General features: G+C 42.6%; 16 protein-coding genes and 1 other RNA gene. 12 read left to right on the forward strand and 5 right to left on the reverse strand.

The features are described from left to right. Positions 1-140: 140 nt before the first annotated feature. Together MHM99_RS16520 and MHM99_RS16525 are read left to right on the forward strand one after the other, a co-directional pair. The gene (locus tag MHM99_RS16520) at positions 141-281 is read left to right on the forward strand and encodes a hypothetical protein (protein ID WP_020745037.1); all 141 of its coding nucleotides are present in this window, start codon (positions 141-143) and stop codon (positions 279-281) included. A gap of 1 nt (position 282) precedes the next feature. Beyond that, positions 283-831: a hypothetical protein gene (locus tag MHM99_RS16525; RefSeq protein ID WP_239220182.1), complete on the forward strand. Its 549-nt coding sequence runs from the start codon at positions 283-285 to the stop codon at positions 829-831. Positions 832-931: 100 nt separating this feature from the next. On the opposite strand, the gene MHM99_RS16530 is transcribed toward MHM99_RS16525, so the two are convergent. Further along, positions 932-1,108 (reverse strand): hypothetical protein, encoded by a 177-nt coding sequence (locus MHM99_RS16530; RefSeq protein ID WP_239220183.1) that lies wholly within the window; start codon positions 1,106-1,108, stop codon positions 932-934. A gap of 238 nt (positions 1,109-1,346) precedes the next feature. On the opposite strand from MHM99_RS16530, the gene MHM99_RS16535 reads away from it, so the two are divergent. The 5 genes from MHM99_RS16535 to MHM99_RS16555 all read left to right on the forward strand — a co-directional run bounded on the left by MHM99_RS16535 (position 1,347) and on the right by MHM99_RS16555 (position 5,230). Continuing rightward, positions 1,347-1,676, forward strand: a complete 330-nt coding sequence (locus MHM99_RS16535; protein WP_239220184.1) for a hypothetical protein — start codon at positions 1,347-1,349, stop codon at positions 1,674-1,676. Between the two features lie 554 nt (positions 1,677-2,230). After that, the gene (locus MHM99_RS16540) at positions 2,231-2,422 is read left to right on the forward strand and encodes a hypothetical protein (RefSeq protein WP_020745041.1); all 192 of its coding nucleotides are present in this window, start codon (positions 2,231-2,233) and stop codon (positions 2,420-2,422) included. A gap of 16 nt (positions 2,423-2,438) precedes the next feature. After that, the gene (locus MHM99_RS16545) at positions 2,439-3,614 is read left to right on the forward strand and encodes a site-specific integrase (RefSeq protein ID WP_239220185.1); all 1,176 of its coding nucleotides are present in this window, start codon (positions 2,439-2,441) and stop codon (positions 3,612-3,614) included. 182 nt (positions 3,615-3,796) lie between these two features. Then, the gene (locus tag MHM99_RS16550; RefSeq protein ID WP_239220186.1) at positions 3,797-4,237 is read left to right on the forward strand and encodes a hypothetical protein; all 441 of its coding nucleotides are present in this window, start codon (positions 3,797-3,799) and stop codon (positions 4,235-4,237) included. A 477-nt stretch (positions 4,238-4,714) separates the two neighbouring features. Then, positions 4,715-5,230 (forward strand): hypothetical protein, encoded by a 516-nt coding sequence (locus MHM99_RS16555; protein WP_187446485.1) that lies wholly within the window; start codon positions 4,715-4,717, stop codon positions 5,228-5,230. 420 nt (positions 5,231-5,650) lie between these two features. On the opposite strand, the gene ssrA is transcribed toward MHM99_RS16555, so the two are convergent. Then, positions 5,651-6,009, reverse strand: a transfer-messenger RNA (tmRNA) gene (ssrA, locus tag MHM99_RS16560). Positions 6,010-6,402: 393 nt separating this feature from the next. Here ssrA and MHM99_RS16565 point away from each other — a divergent pair. Further along, positions 6,403-7,626 carry an NADH:flavin oxidoreductase/NADH oxidase family protein gene (locus MHM99_RS16565; protein ID WP_014976383.1) on the forward strand — a complete coding sequence of 408 codons (1,224 nt, stop codon included), beginning with the start codon at positions 6,403-6,405 and terminating at the stop codon, positions 7,624-7,626. Between the two features lie 44 nt (positions 7,627-7,670). On the opposite strand, the gene smpB is transcribed toward MHM99_RS16565, so the two are convergent. Then, a complete protein-coding gene (gene smpB / locus MHM99_RS16570; RefSeq protein WP_014949307.1) occupies positions 7,671-8,150 on the reverse strand; it encodes an SsrA-binding protein SmpB in 480 nt (159 codons plus the stop codon). A gap of 145 nt (positions 8,151-8,295) precedes the next feature. Between smpB and MHM99_RS16575 the strand changes: the two genes are divergently transcribed. Continuing rightward, positions 8,296-8,727 (forward strand): type II toxin-antitoxin system RatA family toxin, encoded by a 432-nt coding sequence (locus MHM99_RS16575; protein WP_014949308.1) that lies wholly within the window; start codon positions 8,296-8,298, stop codon positions 8,725-8,727. Continuing rightward, entirely contained in the window at positions 8,724-9,071 is a 348-nt protein-coding gene (locus MHM99_RS16580) for an RnfH family protein (protein ID WP_075176495.1), read from the forward strand. The genes MHM99_RS16575 and MHM99_RS16580 overlap by 4 nt, the downstream gene beginning before the upstream one ends. Positions 9,072-9,162: 91 nt before the next feature. Here the strand turns inward: MHM99_RS16580 and MHM99_RS16585 are convergent, their stop codons facing one another. Next, a complete protein-coding gene (locus tag MHM99_RS16585) occupies positions 9,163-9,639 on the reverse strand; it encodes a MarR family transcriptional regulator (RefSeq protein WP_012518305.1) in 477 nt (158 codons plus the stop codon). Between the two features lie 30 nt (positions 9,640-9,669). Continuing rightward, entirely contained in the window at positions 9,670-11,640 is a 1,971-nt protein-coding gene (gene betT, locus MHM99_RS16590; protein WP_239220187.1) for a choline BCCT transporter BetT, read from the reverse strand. A 321-nt stretch (positions 11,641-11,961) separates the two neighbouring features. Between betT and MHM99_RS16595 the strand changes: the two genes are divergently transcribed. Together MHM99_RS16595 and MHM99_RS16600 are read left to right on the forward strand one after the other, a co-directional pair. Then, positions 11,962-14,673: a TonB-dependent receptor gene (locus tag MHM99_RS16595; RefSeq protein WP_049586690.1), complete on the forward strand. Its 2,712-nt coding sequence runs from the start codon at positions 11,962-11,964 to the stop codon at positions 14,671-14,673. Positions 14,674-14,897: 224 nt separating this feature from the next. Next, positions 14,898-16,877: a tetratricopeptide repeat-containing sulfotransferase family protein gene (locus tag MHM99_RS16600; RefSeq protein ID WP_061485788.1), complete on the forward strand. Its 1,980-nt coding sequence runs from the start codon at positions 14,898-14,900 to the stop codon at positions 16,875-16,877. Positions 16,878-16,947: the final 70 nt, after the last annotated feature.

A 16,947-nucleotide genomic window follows, 5' to 3' on the forward strand; every position in this document is an offset into this window, starting at 1 on the left:
TTTGTTGCCATCAGTAAAGTCTCCGTTAGTAAAATCTACGGAGGCTATTTTACGGAGTAGCTAAATCTGGGGAAGACGGCCTATATTGATCGCTTACGTGTTTGTATCGTACTTTCAACTTTTAAAAAGGAAACAAAGATATGTCTCAAAAGAAAAAAATTAAGCCAACGGATAATTCTGCAAACCAGAAAAACCCTAACAAAGGAACACCTGGAACTAACAAGCAGTATGACCAGAAACACGGAAATCGTAGTAAGCAAATTCAACAGGGAGGCAAATAATATGAATACTGTAATAGCACAAGTTGCAAATATGGCGTTCGAACAAAAAATAGGGGCTGATGTCGGCAAGTATAGTGAGCAGCACGCGGCAATAAATTCGCTAAACTTGGATAAGTTGAAATGGAAGCTATCTAAATCGTCTGAGGCCACTTGGACTGAAGAGTTGATAGACTTCGCAGAGGAAGAATACAAAAAGTTTCTTTTCTTGAAGCTGATTTATCCTAAAGTTGCCTTAGTGCCGAATAAGCTTGTAGACAAGTTTTGGCATGAGCATATCCTTGATACGGTGGCGTACCAGAAGGATTGCGAAGCAATATTTGGCTACTTCATTCACCATTACCCATACTTTGGTATCTACGGTGATGACGACCAACGCTCATTGCAAACTGCCTTTGACGAAACTGTTGCGTTGTATGAAAAGCATTTTGGAAAATATCCAACAGATGTGCTTTATGGTGCGAACAGTAACAAAGCTGCGCGTTGTGGGGATGATCATGCGTGTCACGCACCATCTTCATGCGCCTGTCGTCTACCTGGTGCATGTAAATAGTAGCTCGTATCAGGAAGACGTTAGAGCACCCTAGGGTGCTCTAATCATCATTCTGAATAAGGAATTTTTTTCGCAAAACTTCGCAATTTAACGCTGTAGCTTAAAGCAAAAAAATAAAAGCCCAGCCTTTCAAGCCCACAAATGGATAAGAGTTGTGGACTTCAAACTGTGTGATAAGTTGTATGAGCCATACGGCAAACAAAACGTCTCCTACCATCATTCCCCATTCTGTCACCCAAAACAACGCTGAGTAGAGCGCACGGCGACTACCTTTCATATTTTACCTTCCTTACTTTCTGAATTGACCTCAGAAGTAATAGGGAGCTTAAGAAGGGAATTTATTTGGGGAAGGGGGAAATAGCACAAATATCGCAGAAAAAACTAAGCATTTTTATATGAACTTGTTGTCGCTTAGGAAGCAATTACATTGTTGCTGACTATGCAGTCAATGAAATTGAAAATGCCATAAATCCCATTAAATTTCTAGTAACCAAATCAAGATTTCAGGAATTAATATGACATTGTTAAGCCATAAACTATTTGATCACTGCGACATCTCGCTTGAGACCTCTGAATCATCTACCGAGATGGTAGAGACACCACATGTAAACCCTGGCTCAGGCCTTCCATTGATGAAAAATAGCAGTATTGATATTGGTGGATATGTGATTGGTGATGGCCCACTCGCTCATGAAGACAGCGCTTCGTTATCTGAGGTAGACGCAAGCATTGATATTTTTGAGTCACCACTTGAGATGGAATGTTTCTCCGACTCAGTTTCGTTGATTGACTGTGATGATTTTATCAGCGATGGCCTCTGTAGTTTCGATGACGACTGGCTTTGAAAGTAAGTCTGGCGTAAGAAATTAATGTGATTATTGAACACTCAGCGATGCATTAATCGCAAAAGTACCGTCTCATTATTTTAATTAAAGAGCTTGTTGCTAATGACTAGCCGAGGTGTGACAGCGTTAAATGAGATAATAGTGCTATTACGCCTTGCTACGCTAACAACCTTCTGTCTTTGTTCATTATAAACTGCATTCCTTGGTCGAAAATTAGACTTTCTTATTTACACCGAAAAGTCATTCAAACAATTTTATGACGAAAAATAAAGTTCTGAAAAAAGTTTTAATTATTTTTTCCAGCATATTCATGTAGATAGCTCTCCAATACACAAAAGCACGTAAATTTGCATCGGATTTTTTAAGTTTTTTTATAGCATTCCCTTATTGCCACAGCACAGAGAGAGCGATTCAACAGCTGCTTACAACGATAGTCATTTTTTAAGAGTTATCATGGCGGATAACATCGTACGAGTATAGGGAAACTAAAAGTAACAGTCAGTTCGATAAGTTTTTTTAGGCTGGCTGACAGAATAAAAAGGTTGAAGAGACACATGTTAACAACGGTTCCATTAAGCCAGTATTGCGTTATTTCTGGAGAATCCATTAAGGCAGTTGAGCGCCGCATTGAGCGCGGTTATTGGGTAAAGGGGAGTCACTATTTTACTCCGGCAAATGTTCGCGAACGCTGGGTAGATCTTGTGGCGATAAGTGACTGGGCGCGTAATAGCGGTTCTAATTCGTAAATAGGAAAATTTATATATGTTGTTAAAGAAAAATGCTGAAAAACTGAAAACGGTGCGCGGTGTGTCAATTCGTTATGATAAGCACGAGCGTGCAACGGGTATCCAACTGGCGTTTACCTTCAAGGGTATTCAGTGTCGTGAGCCTGTTGGTTATGGTATTACTCAGGCAGGCCTCAATGCGGCAGCTAATAAATTGGGAACCATCAAGCATGAAATCGCTAAAGGAACATTTTTCTACGCCGATTTTTTCCCTAAATCTACAAAGCTAAAGTTGTTTGGTGGGGCAACGAAGTCAATTACGGTTAAAACTTATTTAGACAGGTATATTGATAAAGCAGAGGAGCGAGGACTTTCCATATCTACAATCGTTGGCTACAAAAAAGATTTGAAAGGTCTTGAGCCATTGTGGAGCATACCTGTAGCTGAACTGGAGCGAATTACTATTGTTAACTTCGTTGAGAACGCTACCGTTTCTTCAAAAACGTTAGGTAATCGGCTATCAGTTTTGCGGTCTGCATTGGATGCAGCAATTACAGATAAGGTAATCAGGCAAAACCCACTTATAGGCTTTAAGTTAAAAGATCATATTAAGATTGCAAAAAAAAGCGATAACAGGAAAAAGCATAAAGACGTTCTTCCTTTTACTCCGAACGAATTGACTAAAATCATAAAGGAGACCCGAGATACGGAGAAAGCAATTGTCACTTTTTGGAGCGAGACGGGAGTGAGGCCAAGTGAGTGGGTCGCACTCAAAAAAACAGATGTTTGCCTCGTAAGTCTTGAAGTTACTATTTACGATGCAGTTGTTCACGGTGTGACAAAAGATACTAAGACTGAAGCCGGACATCGCGCTATACCGATTTCTCAAGAGCTTGCAGACTTGTTAGAGCTAGAAATGGATAAACATGACGAGGAGTACGTATTTGTTAATGACCAAGGAAGACGATGGAACGCTGACTCATTTAGAAAGCACAGATGGTCAAAAATTATTGAAAGGGCTGGGGTGCGATATCGCTATCCATATCAACTTCGTCACACGTTTGCTACAAGGCTAATATCTCAAGGCGAAAACCTATGGAAAATTTCGAAGCTCATGGGGCACGCTTCGCCACAACAGTTGTTTGAACACTATGGTAACTATATTGAAGCTTATGAAAAGCAGTCTAAACGACAGGAAGTTCGTAGCCGATAGCTAAGTAATAGCAGCATTCAGAAAGCCAAAAGCCACTGACTAATTTAGACAGTGGCTTTTGGCTTTCTGATTTGAAATACCTATAAATAAGATACTTTAGTTTTAGCGCGACATTGCTAAGATAGAGTAATAAAGCAATACGAACGCTTTTAAAGCGTTAAAAGCCTGTCTAATAGGGAAAAATGGAATTTTCAAAACGCTATAAATTTTCTGAATGGCCTAACTCTGATATACCCAAGATATCTGCTGGGATTTATGCAATATGGAAGAGTGACGAACTTCTTTATTGCGGCATGTCAGGTCGTCAAATTGAAAATCACAAATCTGACAGAAAGTTTGGGCTGATAACAAGACTTAATAGCCATGCATCGGGTCGGTTGAGTGGAGACCAGTTTTGCGTTTACGTTGCAAACAGGCTCGTTATCCCTTCACTACGAGCTGACGACCTGCCTAAATTTGCTAGCGGTGAACTAAAGCTAGATACAATGACAAAGCGCTACATTCATGAATACTTAGACTACCAGTATGCCTTGGTAGATAGCAGTTCCGAGGCCTACACTGCGGAAGTAAATGCTCGAAATGGTAGTCTTTTGGGGCAAAAGCCTCTTTTGAACCCGCTTTAAATATTTTTAGCTATAACTCTGATAATATTTTTAAATTTATATTACCTGTGCCAGAAGCTGCTGCTCATAAGGTATTAGTCAAACGGCAAAAATGTACGTATTGCGGTCGTTCAGGTGCGAAACATCAAACAATAGGGTCGAGGGAGCTATCGAATCTCAGAAGGACAATGCCTGCCGTCAAACGGAAAAGTATTGCCTCGACGTTAATCAGTTGGATAACTTCAAGAATCTAAAAGCGTCTCTTCGGTTAAACCGCGCGAACAAAGCTAGTTTTGCACAAATAGCCTTATTACAGTTCCGGTAAAGCCGTATTAAGTTATCAGTAGTTTAATGGTGGTAAGTCGGATGAAAGCCTCATAATCATAACCTTTAAGCTATCTGTTATTGAAGAAAAATGCACTTTTCTGAAATGAATACTGTTCAGTTTTGGTCTAAGAATTGCTCTTTATTATCATCAATTAATAGTTCGGCAAAATTATGCTCATATCATCCAGTTACGCAACGTCTCCCATACAAACATATAAGCAGTCTGAAACAAAGCCCCAAAATGTCGTTGATGAAGCGCCTACAAGCCAAGGAGATACAGTCATACTTTCAAAGCCAGCGCTAGATCTGGCTGCGAAGGAAAAAGGCAGAGAGTTTTCGAATAGTTTTGTGATGCAAGTAGCCAATCAAAGCAATCAAAAAGCCGAAGAAATGCTTGCGGCTTTTACATACGGACTTAATAACCCTTTAATCGATATCTCTAGCTTGAATCCGGCTACAGGTGACGGAGCAACATACACTAGAACTGGTCAGCCAGTAACTGATGCAAGTGAAGTTCTCTTTGCTAGCCAGAACGAATCATTGCTTAAACGAAATGAAATTTTGATTGCTCAAGAACGAGAGAAAGGCACCTCGGCAGCTACGATACTTGAAAAAGTAATGCAATCGATTGATCAGCAACCACAAAGCTATAAGGACAAAATAGACTGGTCCAGGTTATCTTCTTAAAATCAAAGACTGCCAATAAATTCCGATATCAACTTATAACAAAAGCAATAAGCAGATATCACATCATTGGACGTCCGCTCTTTGTCTACAGCGGACTTCGATGATTCATTTCATGACGGTCTGCTTTATCTCCTAGCAGACTATACCCATTAACTTGCACATCCCTAATTTTTCACACAAAAACTACACGTAGAGTAAAAGTACCATCGCTAGCCTAAGCGAAGAACCGGAAAAATCTACGTGTGGTATTTGTGTATTTACATCTAAATTTAAATAAAACCCAAAACTTCAAAAAAAGCCTGAAACCCTTTAAATACGGTGCGTGCAGAACAAGTGTACTTTATTTTTGATTGCTAGTGGGTTGTTAGTTGGGGATTCCGCTACAGCCCCCGTTGTAGTGGGGCTGTAGTGGGTTTAATGTGGTGGAGCTGGCGGGATTTGAACCCGCGTCCAGAAAATGTCTACCTTTGGTACTACATGCTTAGTTTGTCATTTATTTAACTGCTTGGAACTCCGACAAACAGGATTTCCTTGCAGCTGGCCTAATACTGTTTCGCGGTTCACCCTTAGACAAGGTTCCCTCGCTATCCTACTTGGATGACCTTCCGAATCCCCGCTAGCAGGAAAAGACTAGGGTGGAAGGGCCTATGCCGGTTATTAAGCGGCTAGTGCGTATGTTTCGTCGTTTGCGACTATTTAAATGCGGCTTTTTAAGAGGCAAACCGCTCCTCTGCATGCACCTCCGGCTTCCTAGATCCTGTCGAATCCTAATCAGCCCCGAGTGTGATTTTCAATAATAGCACAATTGTTACATGGTGAAATACATTCTTTTGAAAATTACTATAAATTTTAAGGGTTTGGCTATAAATCAACCAAAAATAACATCTAGTTTTTCAAAAGCTTACCTGTGTGGCTTTCATTTGAAGCTTTGCTTAAACAGCAACACACAAACATTGAGTATTATTGAACTACCATAGATATGTGGATGCTTGAGTAAAATTCAAGTGCCGAGCGCACAAGGGCTGTACAAGAAACGCAATTTATAAACTAAAATAGCGCTTTTTATTTGATTACTTTAGCGAATTTTTAAGGAAATAGTGCTGATGTAATGATGCAATTAGTAGCAAGAACCATTAAAGTACGTGAGCATAATTAAAAGGCTTGTAGTGTAAATGTCTTCAGATTCCATATTGTATTCTCCGTATACCTTGCCATGTGGCGTAACAGCGCGAAACCGTCTTGTTAAAGCTGCTATGGAAGAAAATATGTCGAGTATGGGAAATATTCCCGGAGAGTCTTTGTACTCACTCTATCGATATTGGGCCCACGGCAATTTAGGCATGGTGATCACAGGCAACGTTATGGTCGATAAAGGCGCCATGACAGGGCCAGGTGGCGTTGCACTCGAAAAAGATACCGACATCGCACCGTTTCAAAAGTGGGCAAAAATCATTAAGTCTAATGGCGCTTTAGCCATAATGCAGATTAATCACCCTGGACGACAGGTATTTAAAGCGATGAAAGGCAAAGCTATTGCGCCTTCTGCTGTACCGCTTGATATGGGTAAACACTCCAAGCTGTTTGCTCAACCACGAGAAATGACCTGCCAAGACATTCACGATGTGTGCAAACGTTTCGTTCAAACTGCTAAGCAAGCTGAAAAAGCCGGGTTTGATGGCGTTGAAATTCACGCCGCTCACGGTTACTTGCTTACGCAGTTTTTGTCTCCGCTTACTAATCAGCGTCAAGACGAGTGGGGCGGTTCTATTATTAATCGCGCCCGCTTGCTGATAAACATAGTCAGTCAGGTTCGAGCGGTTTGCGCTAAAGACTTTATTGTTATGGTAAAGCTTAACTCTGCAGATTTTCAGAAAAATGGTTTTTCTTTTGATGATGCCTGTGAGGTGGTAAATCGCTTGGAAGCCTTGGGTGTTGATGTTGTAGAGTTGTCTGGCGGCAGTTATGAAGCGCCTGCCATGCAAGGGCAAACCCGTGACGACACCACACTGGCCAGAGAAGCGTACTTTTTGGAATTTGCGCAGGCACTGGTGAGTAAAACTGATATTCCGCTTATGACAACAGGCGGTATAAAAAGGGCCGAGGTAGCAGAGGAAGTGATTGAGCAGGGCTGTGCTCTTGTTGGATTAGCCAGCGCCCTTGCTATTACGCCCGACTTAGCTAAAAAGTGGCAACAAGAATGGGCGTATTCGGGCATAATTCCACACTGCTCTTGGAAAGATAAATCGCTTGCAAGCCTTGCGAATATGGCCATGGTGCGAAGACAACTTAGACGCCTTGGGAACAACCTAACCACTTTAAGAAACCCGTCACCGCTGTGGAGTCTGATTCTTGATATGCTACATCGCAAGAAAATGACGAAACGAGACGTAGGTTAAACCTATTACACTTCTTTTTTGGCAGCCCAAATAAAAACACAGCGTTAAACGCTGTGTTTCATCATTCGTTCTTTTTGACGTTGCCAATCTTTGTCTTTAATGGTGTCACGCTTGTCATGGGCGTGCTTACCTTTTGCTAGGTGAATTTCTAGTTTCACCCAACACTTTTTCCAATACATAGACGTGGCAACGATTGAATAACCTTGGCGGTCTCGTGCACCCATTAAGCGGTCAATTTCTCGTTTGTTCAGCAACAATTTGCGAGCACGCTCTGGAGCAGCGATAACGTGGGTAGAGGCTTGATTCAGCGGACTAATTCTACACCCTACCAAATACGCTTCGGCATTCTGGATAATAATGTACGCATCGGTAATGTTCACTTTACCGGCACGAATACTTTTAATTTCCCACCCTTGAAGCTCAAGTCCGGCTTCGAACTTGTCTTCTAGGAAATAGTCGTGACGCGCTTTTTTATTCTGCGCGATATTTCCTGTGGTGTTTTTGTTGGCTTTATTCTTTTTCATGCTGGCTATTATACTGATTGTTCAAAGGAATGTCTTTAGTTGTCATTGTTATCTTATATTGGGGCATTTGGTTCAAAACCGAATACGAGCGAACCAAATTTTCTGTGATACAATGCGGCCAAGAGTTTTAATTGTAGTGGAATCAATGCCAAGTATTCATAGAAGCGCGCTGGTAGCCCATAGCGCAGAAGCCATGTTTAACTTAGTCAACGATGTAGCTTCCTACCCAGAGTTTTTGCCAGGCTGTACCGATAGCAAAATCCTCGACACGTCAGCGCAAAGCATGAAAGCGTCATTGTTAGTTGCAAAAGCAGGTATTAAGCAATGGTTTACAACGCACAATGTTTTAGAGCCAGGTAAAAGTATTCAAATGCAACTGGTCGACGGTCCGTTTCGCTCGCTTACCGGTGGCTGGACATTTTCAGCGTTATCAGAAGAAGCCTGTAAAATTGAATTAAACCTAGAGTTTGAATTCAGTAATAAGCTAGCTGAAATGGCTTTTGGTAAAGTGTTTAACAGTTTAGCCAGCAGTATGGTTGCAGCGTTTACAGACCGAGCGCGGAGCGTTTACGCATGAGTAAGAAGCTCATCAATATTGAGGTTGCCTACGCGTTACCCACCAAGCAAACTATCATTGATGTTGCTATTCATGAAAATGCGACGGTGGAAGAAGGGATAAACGCGTCTAACGTGCTTGAGCAGTTTCCCGAGATTGATTTGAAAGCAACGAAAGTGGGTATTTGGAGCCGCGTGGTTAAGCTTCGCGACACGCTTACCGATGGCGACCGTATTGAAATTTACCGCCCGCTTATTGCTGACCCTAAAGAAATCCGCAAGCGCCGTGCTGAGAAAGCGAAAGAGGAAGGGCGCGCTGACAAAGTCACAGGTGGAAAGGTAAATCCACTTAAGGCGAAGTCATAGCAGTCAGCTGAGCACTTCTACGCCAGCACCAAAGATAGATACAAAAATGGCCTTCAAGTGAAGGCCATTTTTTTAAAGAAGACAAAGGCTATTAGCTTTTTTCTGAAATACTGCCTAACTCCAGGAAAGGGGAGGCATCAATATCTTCAGCATCCATCATGCTAGCAATTCGCTGAACGGTAGCGACCATTTGGCTTTGCTCCCACTCTTTAAGCTGTGAAAAACGCTCGACAAAGTGTTCTTGAAGCGGGCGAGGTGCGTCAACCACCGCCTCTTTACCGCGTTCGGTTAAGAATACGCCCACTTTTCGTTTATCTTGCGTACTTCTTATGCGCGTAGCTAAGTCTCGTGATTCTAGTCTATCTAGAATATTCGTGATGGTTGCAGGGCTTAAGTTAATATTCTCTGCAATTTCGCGCACCATTATACCTGGGCGCTCTTCAATATTTTGCATCACCAATAGCTGTGGGCCTGTTAAACCCACGTGTTTACTTAGCTGCTTGCTGCGTAGGTCTACAGCGCGTATTACGCGCCGTAGTGCCACTAATAGTTCTTCTTCTTTTCGCATGTTACTTCCAACAAATGCGTAACCCAGCGGTTACTTAAGCAAATGAATAAAATGTTGGTGCTTATGATAGTGATCGATGACGTCATTAATGACCGAAATCTTCGACCAGCCCATAATATCATAGTTCTGACCACCTTCACTAAGGTGCACTTCGGCGCGATAGTACGTGGCCTTTTTGTTTTCGTCCAGTGCTGGTGTGTCACTTGGACCAAATTCAGGCTGTTCTGTCGATACAGGATGCACAGCATAAATGAACTCAGGGTCATTGCCCATATCAACGGTTAATACGAGTGCTTCGTCGGTATCTTCAATTTTTATTTCGAATTGCTGCGCTTTAAACTCCTCGCTTACTTCTGTTAGCGCAGGCTTCACCACTTTGTTGATGTAACGACGAACGGCAGTTTCATCTGGAAAGGTCACAATATTTTCAAGGCGCTCTTTCCAGTTTTTGTCAGAGTCATTATGCTGCGGTGTACCCGTTAGTACTTGTAAACTTTCACGTTTGTACGCCTCGATACGAAGGGCTTTCAATAGTCCCGATATAGCGATAAGCAACACAATAGCAAATGGCAGTGCGGCGGCAATCGTCATAGTTTGCAGCGCGCCAAGCCCACCAGCGTAAAGCAGCACTGAACTCACCACACCAACGCCAACAGCCCAGTATACTCGTTGCCACAACGGCGTATTGTTTTCACCGTGTGAACACAGCATATCGACAACCATGGCACCCGAATCACATGAGGTTACAAAGAACACAATGACCATCAATACTGCTATAAGGCTTAGTACTGAAGCGAAAGGGAACTGCTCTAAAAATACAAACAGTGCCACTGAAGTATCTTCATTTACCATTTGTGCAAGTACGTCTTTACCTTGCACTAACACCTGATCAATAGCGGCGTTGCCGAATACGGTCATCCAAAATAGTGTAAATGCTGATGGAATAAGCAGTACGCCCATTACAAATTCGCGGATGGTTCTACCGTATGAGATACGCGCGATAAACAGGCCAACAAACGGCGCCCATGCTAACCACCAACCCCAGTAGAAGATGGTCCAGCCACCAATCCAATCTGTTTTTTCATAGGCGAACAGGTTAAATGTGTTGCGCACTAAATCAGACAGATAAGCCCCTGTGTTTTGCATGAACGCTTGTAGTAAAAATACGGTTGGGCCTAAAACAAGAACAATTAAAAGTAACAGTAAGGCTAAAACCATATTGGTTTCTGAAAGACGGCGTATGCCTTTTTCCAAGCCAGTAGTTACAGAAATAACGGCTAAACCAACAACGCCTGCCATTATAGCTATTTGAACACCAGTATTTGACGGTAGACCAAATAAATAGTTAAACCCCGCATTTACTTGCGAAGCACCAAAGCCTAGCGACGTCGATACACCAAAAACCGTTGATGTAACCGCGAATATATCAACCACGTGCCCAGGCCAGCCATAAATCCGGTCTCCAATTAATGGATATAAAGCAGAACGCAGTGTAAGAGGTAAGTTTTGACGGTACGCAAAATAGCCCAAAATCAGCGCCACTACCGCATAAATTGCCCAAGCATGAACACCCCAATGGAAAAATGTGGTTTTCATTGCTTCGCGAACGGCGTCAATACTTTCAGCCTGTGCAGTGGGGGGCGCTAAAAAGTGCATTAAGGGCTCGGCAACGCCAAAGAACATAAGCCCAATTCCCATTCCTGCTGCAAATAACATACTAAGCCAAGTCCCAAAGCTAAATTCGGGGCTTGCGTGATCTGGGCCTAACTTAATTTCGCCGTAGCGTGACATGCCGAGGAAAACAACAAACACCACAATTACTGCGACAGTAAATACATAAAACCAACTACCGTTGGTCACAATTGCGCTCTGAAGCTTTTGGAAAAGCGCGTCTGCTGTTTCAGGAGCACCAGCAGCGAAGATAAGTAAACATAGGATTAAAGCTGACGATGTAATAAACACCGGCTTGTTGAGTGGAGATTTATTTTCGTTCTCAATCACGCAGTAAATTCCTTTCACCTTTTATAAATTTCGGTTTATACGCAGAAATATACCGCATGGAGCATTTTTTATAAACATCAGATGAAATTATTTGATTTGTATGTATTTGGTCGATGAGTCAAAGTGCAGTCTTTTTTTTGCAGTTGTTTTTACGATAAAAATTAGACTTTCTGCTAGGTTTTAGGTGTTTTTGGTTAATTATTAATCGTTAGAGTAGAAATAATTAATAGATTGTGTATCGTAATATATGATCTTTTTGATATGTGTTTTAAGTAAACACTGTCCGAAGAATAAAAAAACAATTGAAGGAAACACACACAAATGCGAAAAACTCAGCTTAGCTGTGCAATCATCGCTGCACTGGCATCCACCTCTCTGGCTGCGCAAGAAACTAAAGCGCCCGCTAAACTTGAAACCATAGAAGTTACCGCCACGAAAAGAAGTGAATCAATCCAAGATGTCCCTGTCGCAGTCTCTGCGTTAGATGGAAAAGCATTAGAAAACCTCGGTATTGATAACTTCCAAGACTACGTAGAGTTTTTACCGAATGTGGTATTCCAAGGTACAGGTCCAGGGCAAAACGAAATATACATTCGTGGTGCGGCGACAACGCAATCAAGCATTACCCTGTCATCTGTTCAAGCACTTCAGCCCTCAGTGGCTTTCTATCTTGATGAAATGCCTGTTTCTATGGCTGGCCGAAACTTAGATATTTTTGCGACCGATGTTGAGCGTGTAGAGGTTCTACCTGGGCCGCAAGGTACGTTATTTGGTGCGAGTTCTCAGGCAGGTACAGTTCGTCTAATCACAAACAAGCCAGATCATTCTGGTTTTGCTGCAGGCTTCGATACCAGTATCTCTACCACAAAAGGCGGAGATATGAGTAACACGGTGGAGGCATATTTCAACGTTACTCCAACTGACAACCTTGCGCTGCGTGTGGCTGCCTACAATGAAAGTCAGGGCGGTTGGATTGACAACATTGAAAATGAGCCAGGAAATGGTGGTTACATTGGAAGTGCAGTAGTTATTGATCGTATTTCTGGAAATGCATTGCAGAAACAGGGCATCGATCCGGCTGCGATGGATGCACGTCGTGAAATCAATGGTTTTACCCGCAGTGAAGCAGCCGTTGTGTCGCCAAGAAACAGCGAACATGTTGAAGATAACTTTAATGACGCGGTTTACTCAGGGGCGCGATTCGGGTTGTCTTACATTATCAACGAAGATTGGGATGTACTGGTTCAACACACTCAACAAACACTTGATACAGAAGGTGTGTTTGCCTACGACCCCACAGTGGAAGGCGAAAGCTCGGCAATTCGCTTTCAAAGCGATGAAAACTCCGACGAATTTGGCTTAACCACATGGACCCTAAATGGTCGTTTGGAAAAACTAGATGTGGTGTATACCGGTGGTTACCTTGACCGTGAAATAGACACGCTTACCGATTACACAGGCTACACCAACGGCGGCTTATTTTCCGCGTACTATGTGTGTACGCACTATGAAACGCCAGATAATCCAGATGACGCGCGCTGCCTCGATCCAAGTAAATACTACAAAGAAGACACCACTAGCACTCGCTTAACCCACGAACTACGTTTCAGCACAACGATGGATACACCATGGCAGCTAACGGCGGGTGTGTTTTATGACGAACAGGAAGTAGGCTCGGTAGGCCAGTTTAAAATCGCAAGCCCTGAAATCTTTGAGAACCTTGCGGGTTCATGGAATGCGCTGGCGGGTGACCGTGGAATTAACAGCGATGGTGGCCCTTTCTCTCCTGAAATTAGCTTTGTAAACGATGTTACGCATACTATCGAGCAGATCGCAGTATTTGGTCAGCTAGGCTATGAAATTACTGATACGCTTACTGCTACCATTGGTGCGCGCTGGTATCAAATTGACGATATTTATCGCGGCGCTACATCAACACGCGACGTAACAGGCCGATTAGAAGCCTATGGTCAAGGCGTGCTAGATCCCGCCGTTTATGATGGTTTGGGTCTTGACGGCCAAGGTGTTGTAGATGCTATCCAAGATGGTTCATTGGAAATTGGATTACTAGACGGTGACGGTGTACTCACTGTTGACGATACCATCTTCAAATTTGGCCTTGACTGGAAAGTAAATGAAAACGTATTGCTTTTCGCGAACTATTCAGAAGGCTTCCGTCCACCAGTAACTAACAGACTAGGTGGTGACGCAGCGGCAAATGACACTGGGGCCTTTGCGGATTTCCGTGTTCCGGTTTACTCAACAACAGATACGCTGGATAACTACGAAATTGGCCTGAAAGGTGATTTCTTAGACGGTATCTTGCGTGTTAATGCTACTGGTTACTATTCAGAAATCAGTGACTTGCAAACGTCGCGTTTCGACCCAGCAAATATTAGTTTCTTAGTCTTTACCGATAATGTTGGTGATGCAGAAGTTAAAGGGATTGATGCAGACATTACTTGGTTAGCGACAGATAACCTAGTTATTAACGCAGCATTTAGCGTACTGGATACTGAGCTGGTTAGTATTAACCCTGAACTAGAAGATATCGCGGCTGGCGTAGGCAGTGAGCTTCCGTACTCTGCTGATTTCTCAGGCAACATTAGCGCACGTTATTTCTTTGAGTTAGATGGCGGTAAAGAAGGGTATGTTAATGCATCACTTACCTACACCGGCGACCGTCTTGCTGGCATGGTGATGAACGCCTATGCCATGGAAGATGCAACTCGATTGATTTATGGCACGGGCTCGGGTCTGAAAATTAAAGATGAGGGTGACGAGTTTAAAGGCGCAACGTATCCAGGTGCAGATGGCGAAACAATTCGTGGTGGTCGCTACATTCAGGAAAGTTACGTGATTGGTAATGTATCTGTGGGGATGACGTATCAAAACTGGAAAGTTGAAGCATTCGTTGACAACGTTTTCGACAAATCAGCAATCTTGAACATTGATACACAGCAGTATACGCCTAAGGTTGTGACTAATCGCCCTCGTACTATAGGTCTTCGCTTCTCTTACGACTATTATTAATAGTTATCAGTGGTTGATGTAACGTTAACCACGCAATAGCGTTATCAAACGGCAGACATAAGTCTGCCGTTCTCATTACTAAAGCTAAAAATTTCGGTAGTATCTGTATTTAGTAACTAACGCGTATACTAAAATAGCAGCTGTGCTGAAACGCTCGTATTTATGTATTTAATTAGGCTCATAAAAGCGCGCTATATTTCGCAAATAGAATAATAAAGTAGGCTATGACACCAGAAGAATTTCAACAACAAGTACGCGCTGTAAAGCAGGCACTGCAGCGTGGACAGTTCTCAATTGCAATGGAAAGCATGCAAACGCTTTTTTCTGCATCGTTGAGCGATCAACAGAAGGCGGAAACACACTATTTAACAGCGGTTATTCAAAGGCTGTCTAAACAATATAACGAAGCGTTTAAACATATTGATGCGCTACTTGGTCTTAAGCCAGATTATGGTAGAGGATATCAAGAGTTAGCTTATTGCCATGAAGCCACCGGCAACCATCAAGCAGCGGCTAACGCATTTTTTAAAGCTACGCATTTTAACCCCGCGCTAATTAGCAGTTGGAAAAAGCTCCTTACCATTTATAAAAGCCATGACGACGTACCTGCAGTATCAATGGCGACCCAGCAAATCGAACATTTGCAGTCACTTCCTGCACCGGTACTCGGTGCTTACGATTTAATGTATGAAAAGCAGTTTTCAGCAGCAGAGCAAGTATGCCGACAGTTTTTAACTAAGCAAAAACATCATCCAGAAGCAATGATGTTACTTGCTGAAATAGGCATGCAGCTTAAGGTATATAGCGATGCTGAATTTCTTTTAGAAAGCTGCGTTGAGCTTTATCCTGACAATGAGCGTGCCGCATTAGCCTATCAAAATGTTTTATCTAAACTAGGCAAATTCCCAGATGCGGTGAAGGTAGCGAAGGCGCGATTAGCGCTGAACCCAGAAAGCTTTGCTATTAAAACCAGCTTGGCCCATGCACTTGTTGGCGTCGGTCAGTTAGATGAAGCAATAAGCCTATACAAAGAAGTGTTGTCACAAAATGCTGATAGACCTAAAGTGTGGGTTGCATTGGGCCATGCGTTAAAAGCAAAAGGCGATACTACGGATGCCGTTAACGCCTATGAAAAAGCGGTTGAATACGCGAATGATTACGGCGACGCTTATTGGAGTTTAGCGAATACAAAAACCTACAAATTCAGCGACAACATGCTGTCGCAAATGTGCAAGCAAGTTGAAGCTAGCTCGATAAAGTTAGACGATAAAATTCACATTTGTTTTGCGTTAGGTAAAGGGTTTGAAGACAAAGGCCAGGCAGATAAAGCGTTTGCCTACTATGACCAAGGCAATAAACTTAAACACAGTACGCTTCAATTTGATATTAGTAGAACAGAGAAGGCCTTAGACGCTCAGCAGCAGGCTTTCACGGCGGGTTCTTTCAGTTCAAAACAGGGCTGCCAAGCTCCCGATCCTATTTTTATTGTGGGCTTGCCTCGCGCTGGTTCGACATTATTAGAGCAAATCCTCGCGTCACATTCGCAGGTAGACGGCACCATGGAGCTACACGATATATTAGGTATTGCTTCATCATTAAGTCATCAAAAAACACCTTATCCGTTTAACGTGAGCGAACTAGATAGTGCAACCCTCGAAAAGCTTGGTGCCCGTTATATTGAGCAGACTAAAGCTTACCGACAAGGCGCGGCATTTTTCATTGATAAAATGCCCAATAACTTCATTCACATAGGCTTAATTAAAAAGATACTGCCTAACGCCAAAATTATTGATGCACGCAGAAACCCAATGGACTGCTGTTTTAGTGGCTTTAAACAGTTATTCGGTGAGGGGCAAGAGTTCAGCTATTCGCTTGACGATATTGGCCGTTACTATAATGCTTATGAACAGCTTATGGATCATTGGCATAGTGTGTTGCCTGGGGAAATTCTTACTGTACAGCACGAAGATGTTCTGGATGATTTGGAAGGGCAAGTTAAACGCATTCTAGATTTTTGTGGGTTAGATTTTGAAGAAGCATGCTTAGCGTTTCACCAAACCAAACGGGTGATAAAGACGCCAAGCTCTGAACAGGTTCGCCAACCTATATACAAAACAGGGATGGGGCAGTGGAAGCCTTTCGAAAACTATTTAGCTGAGCTTAAACAAGCACTAGGCAGAGACACCTCAAAGCCAGATAATTAATGGATAGTCAAAAATGAAGAGTCATGGCTGTCTTTAAGTCATGACTCTTTTTTAATTAGTTAAAACGTAT

The organism is Alteromonas sp. MmMcT2-2, from assembly GCF_022348305.1.
GTDB lineage: Bacteria > Pseudomonadota > Gammaproteobacteria > Enterobacterales > Alteromonadaceae > Alteromonas > Alteromonas macleodii.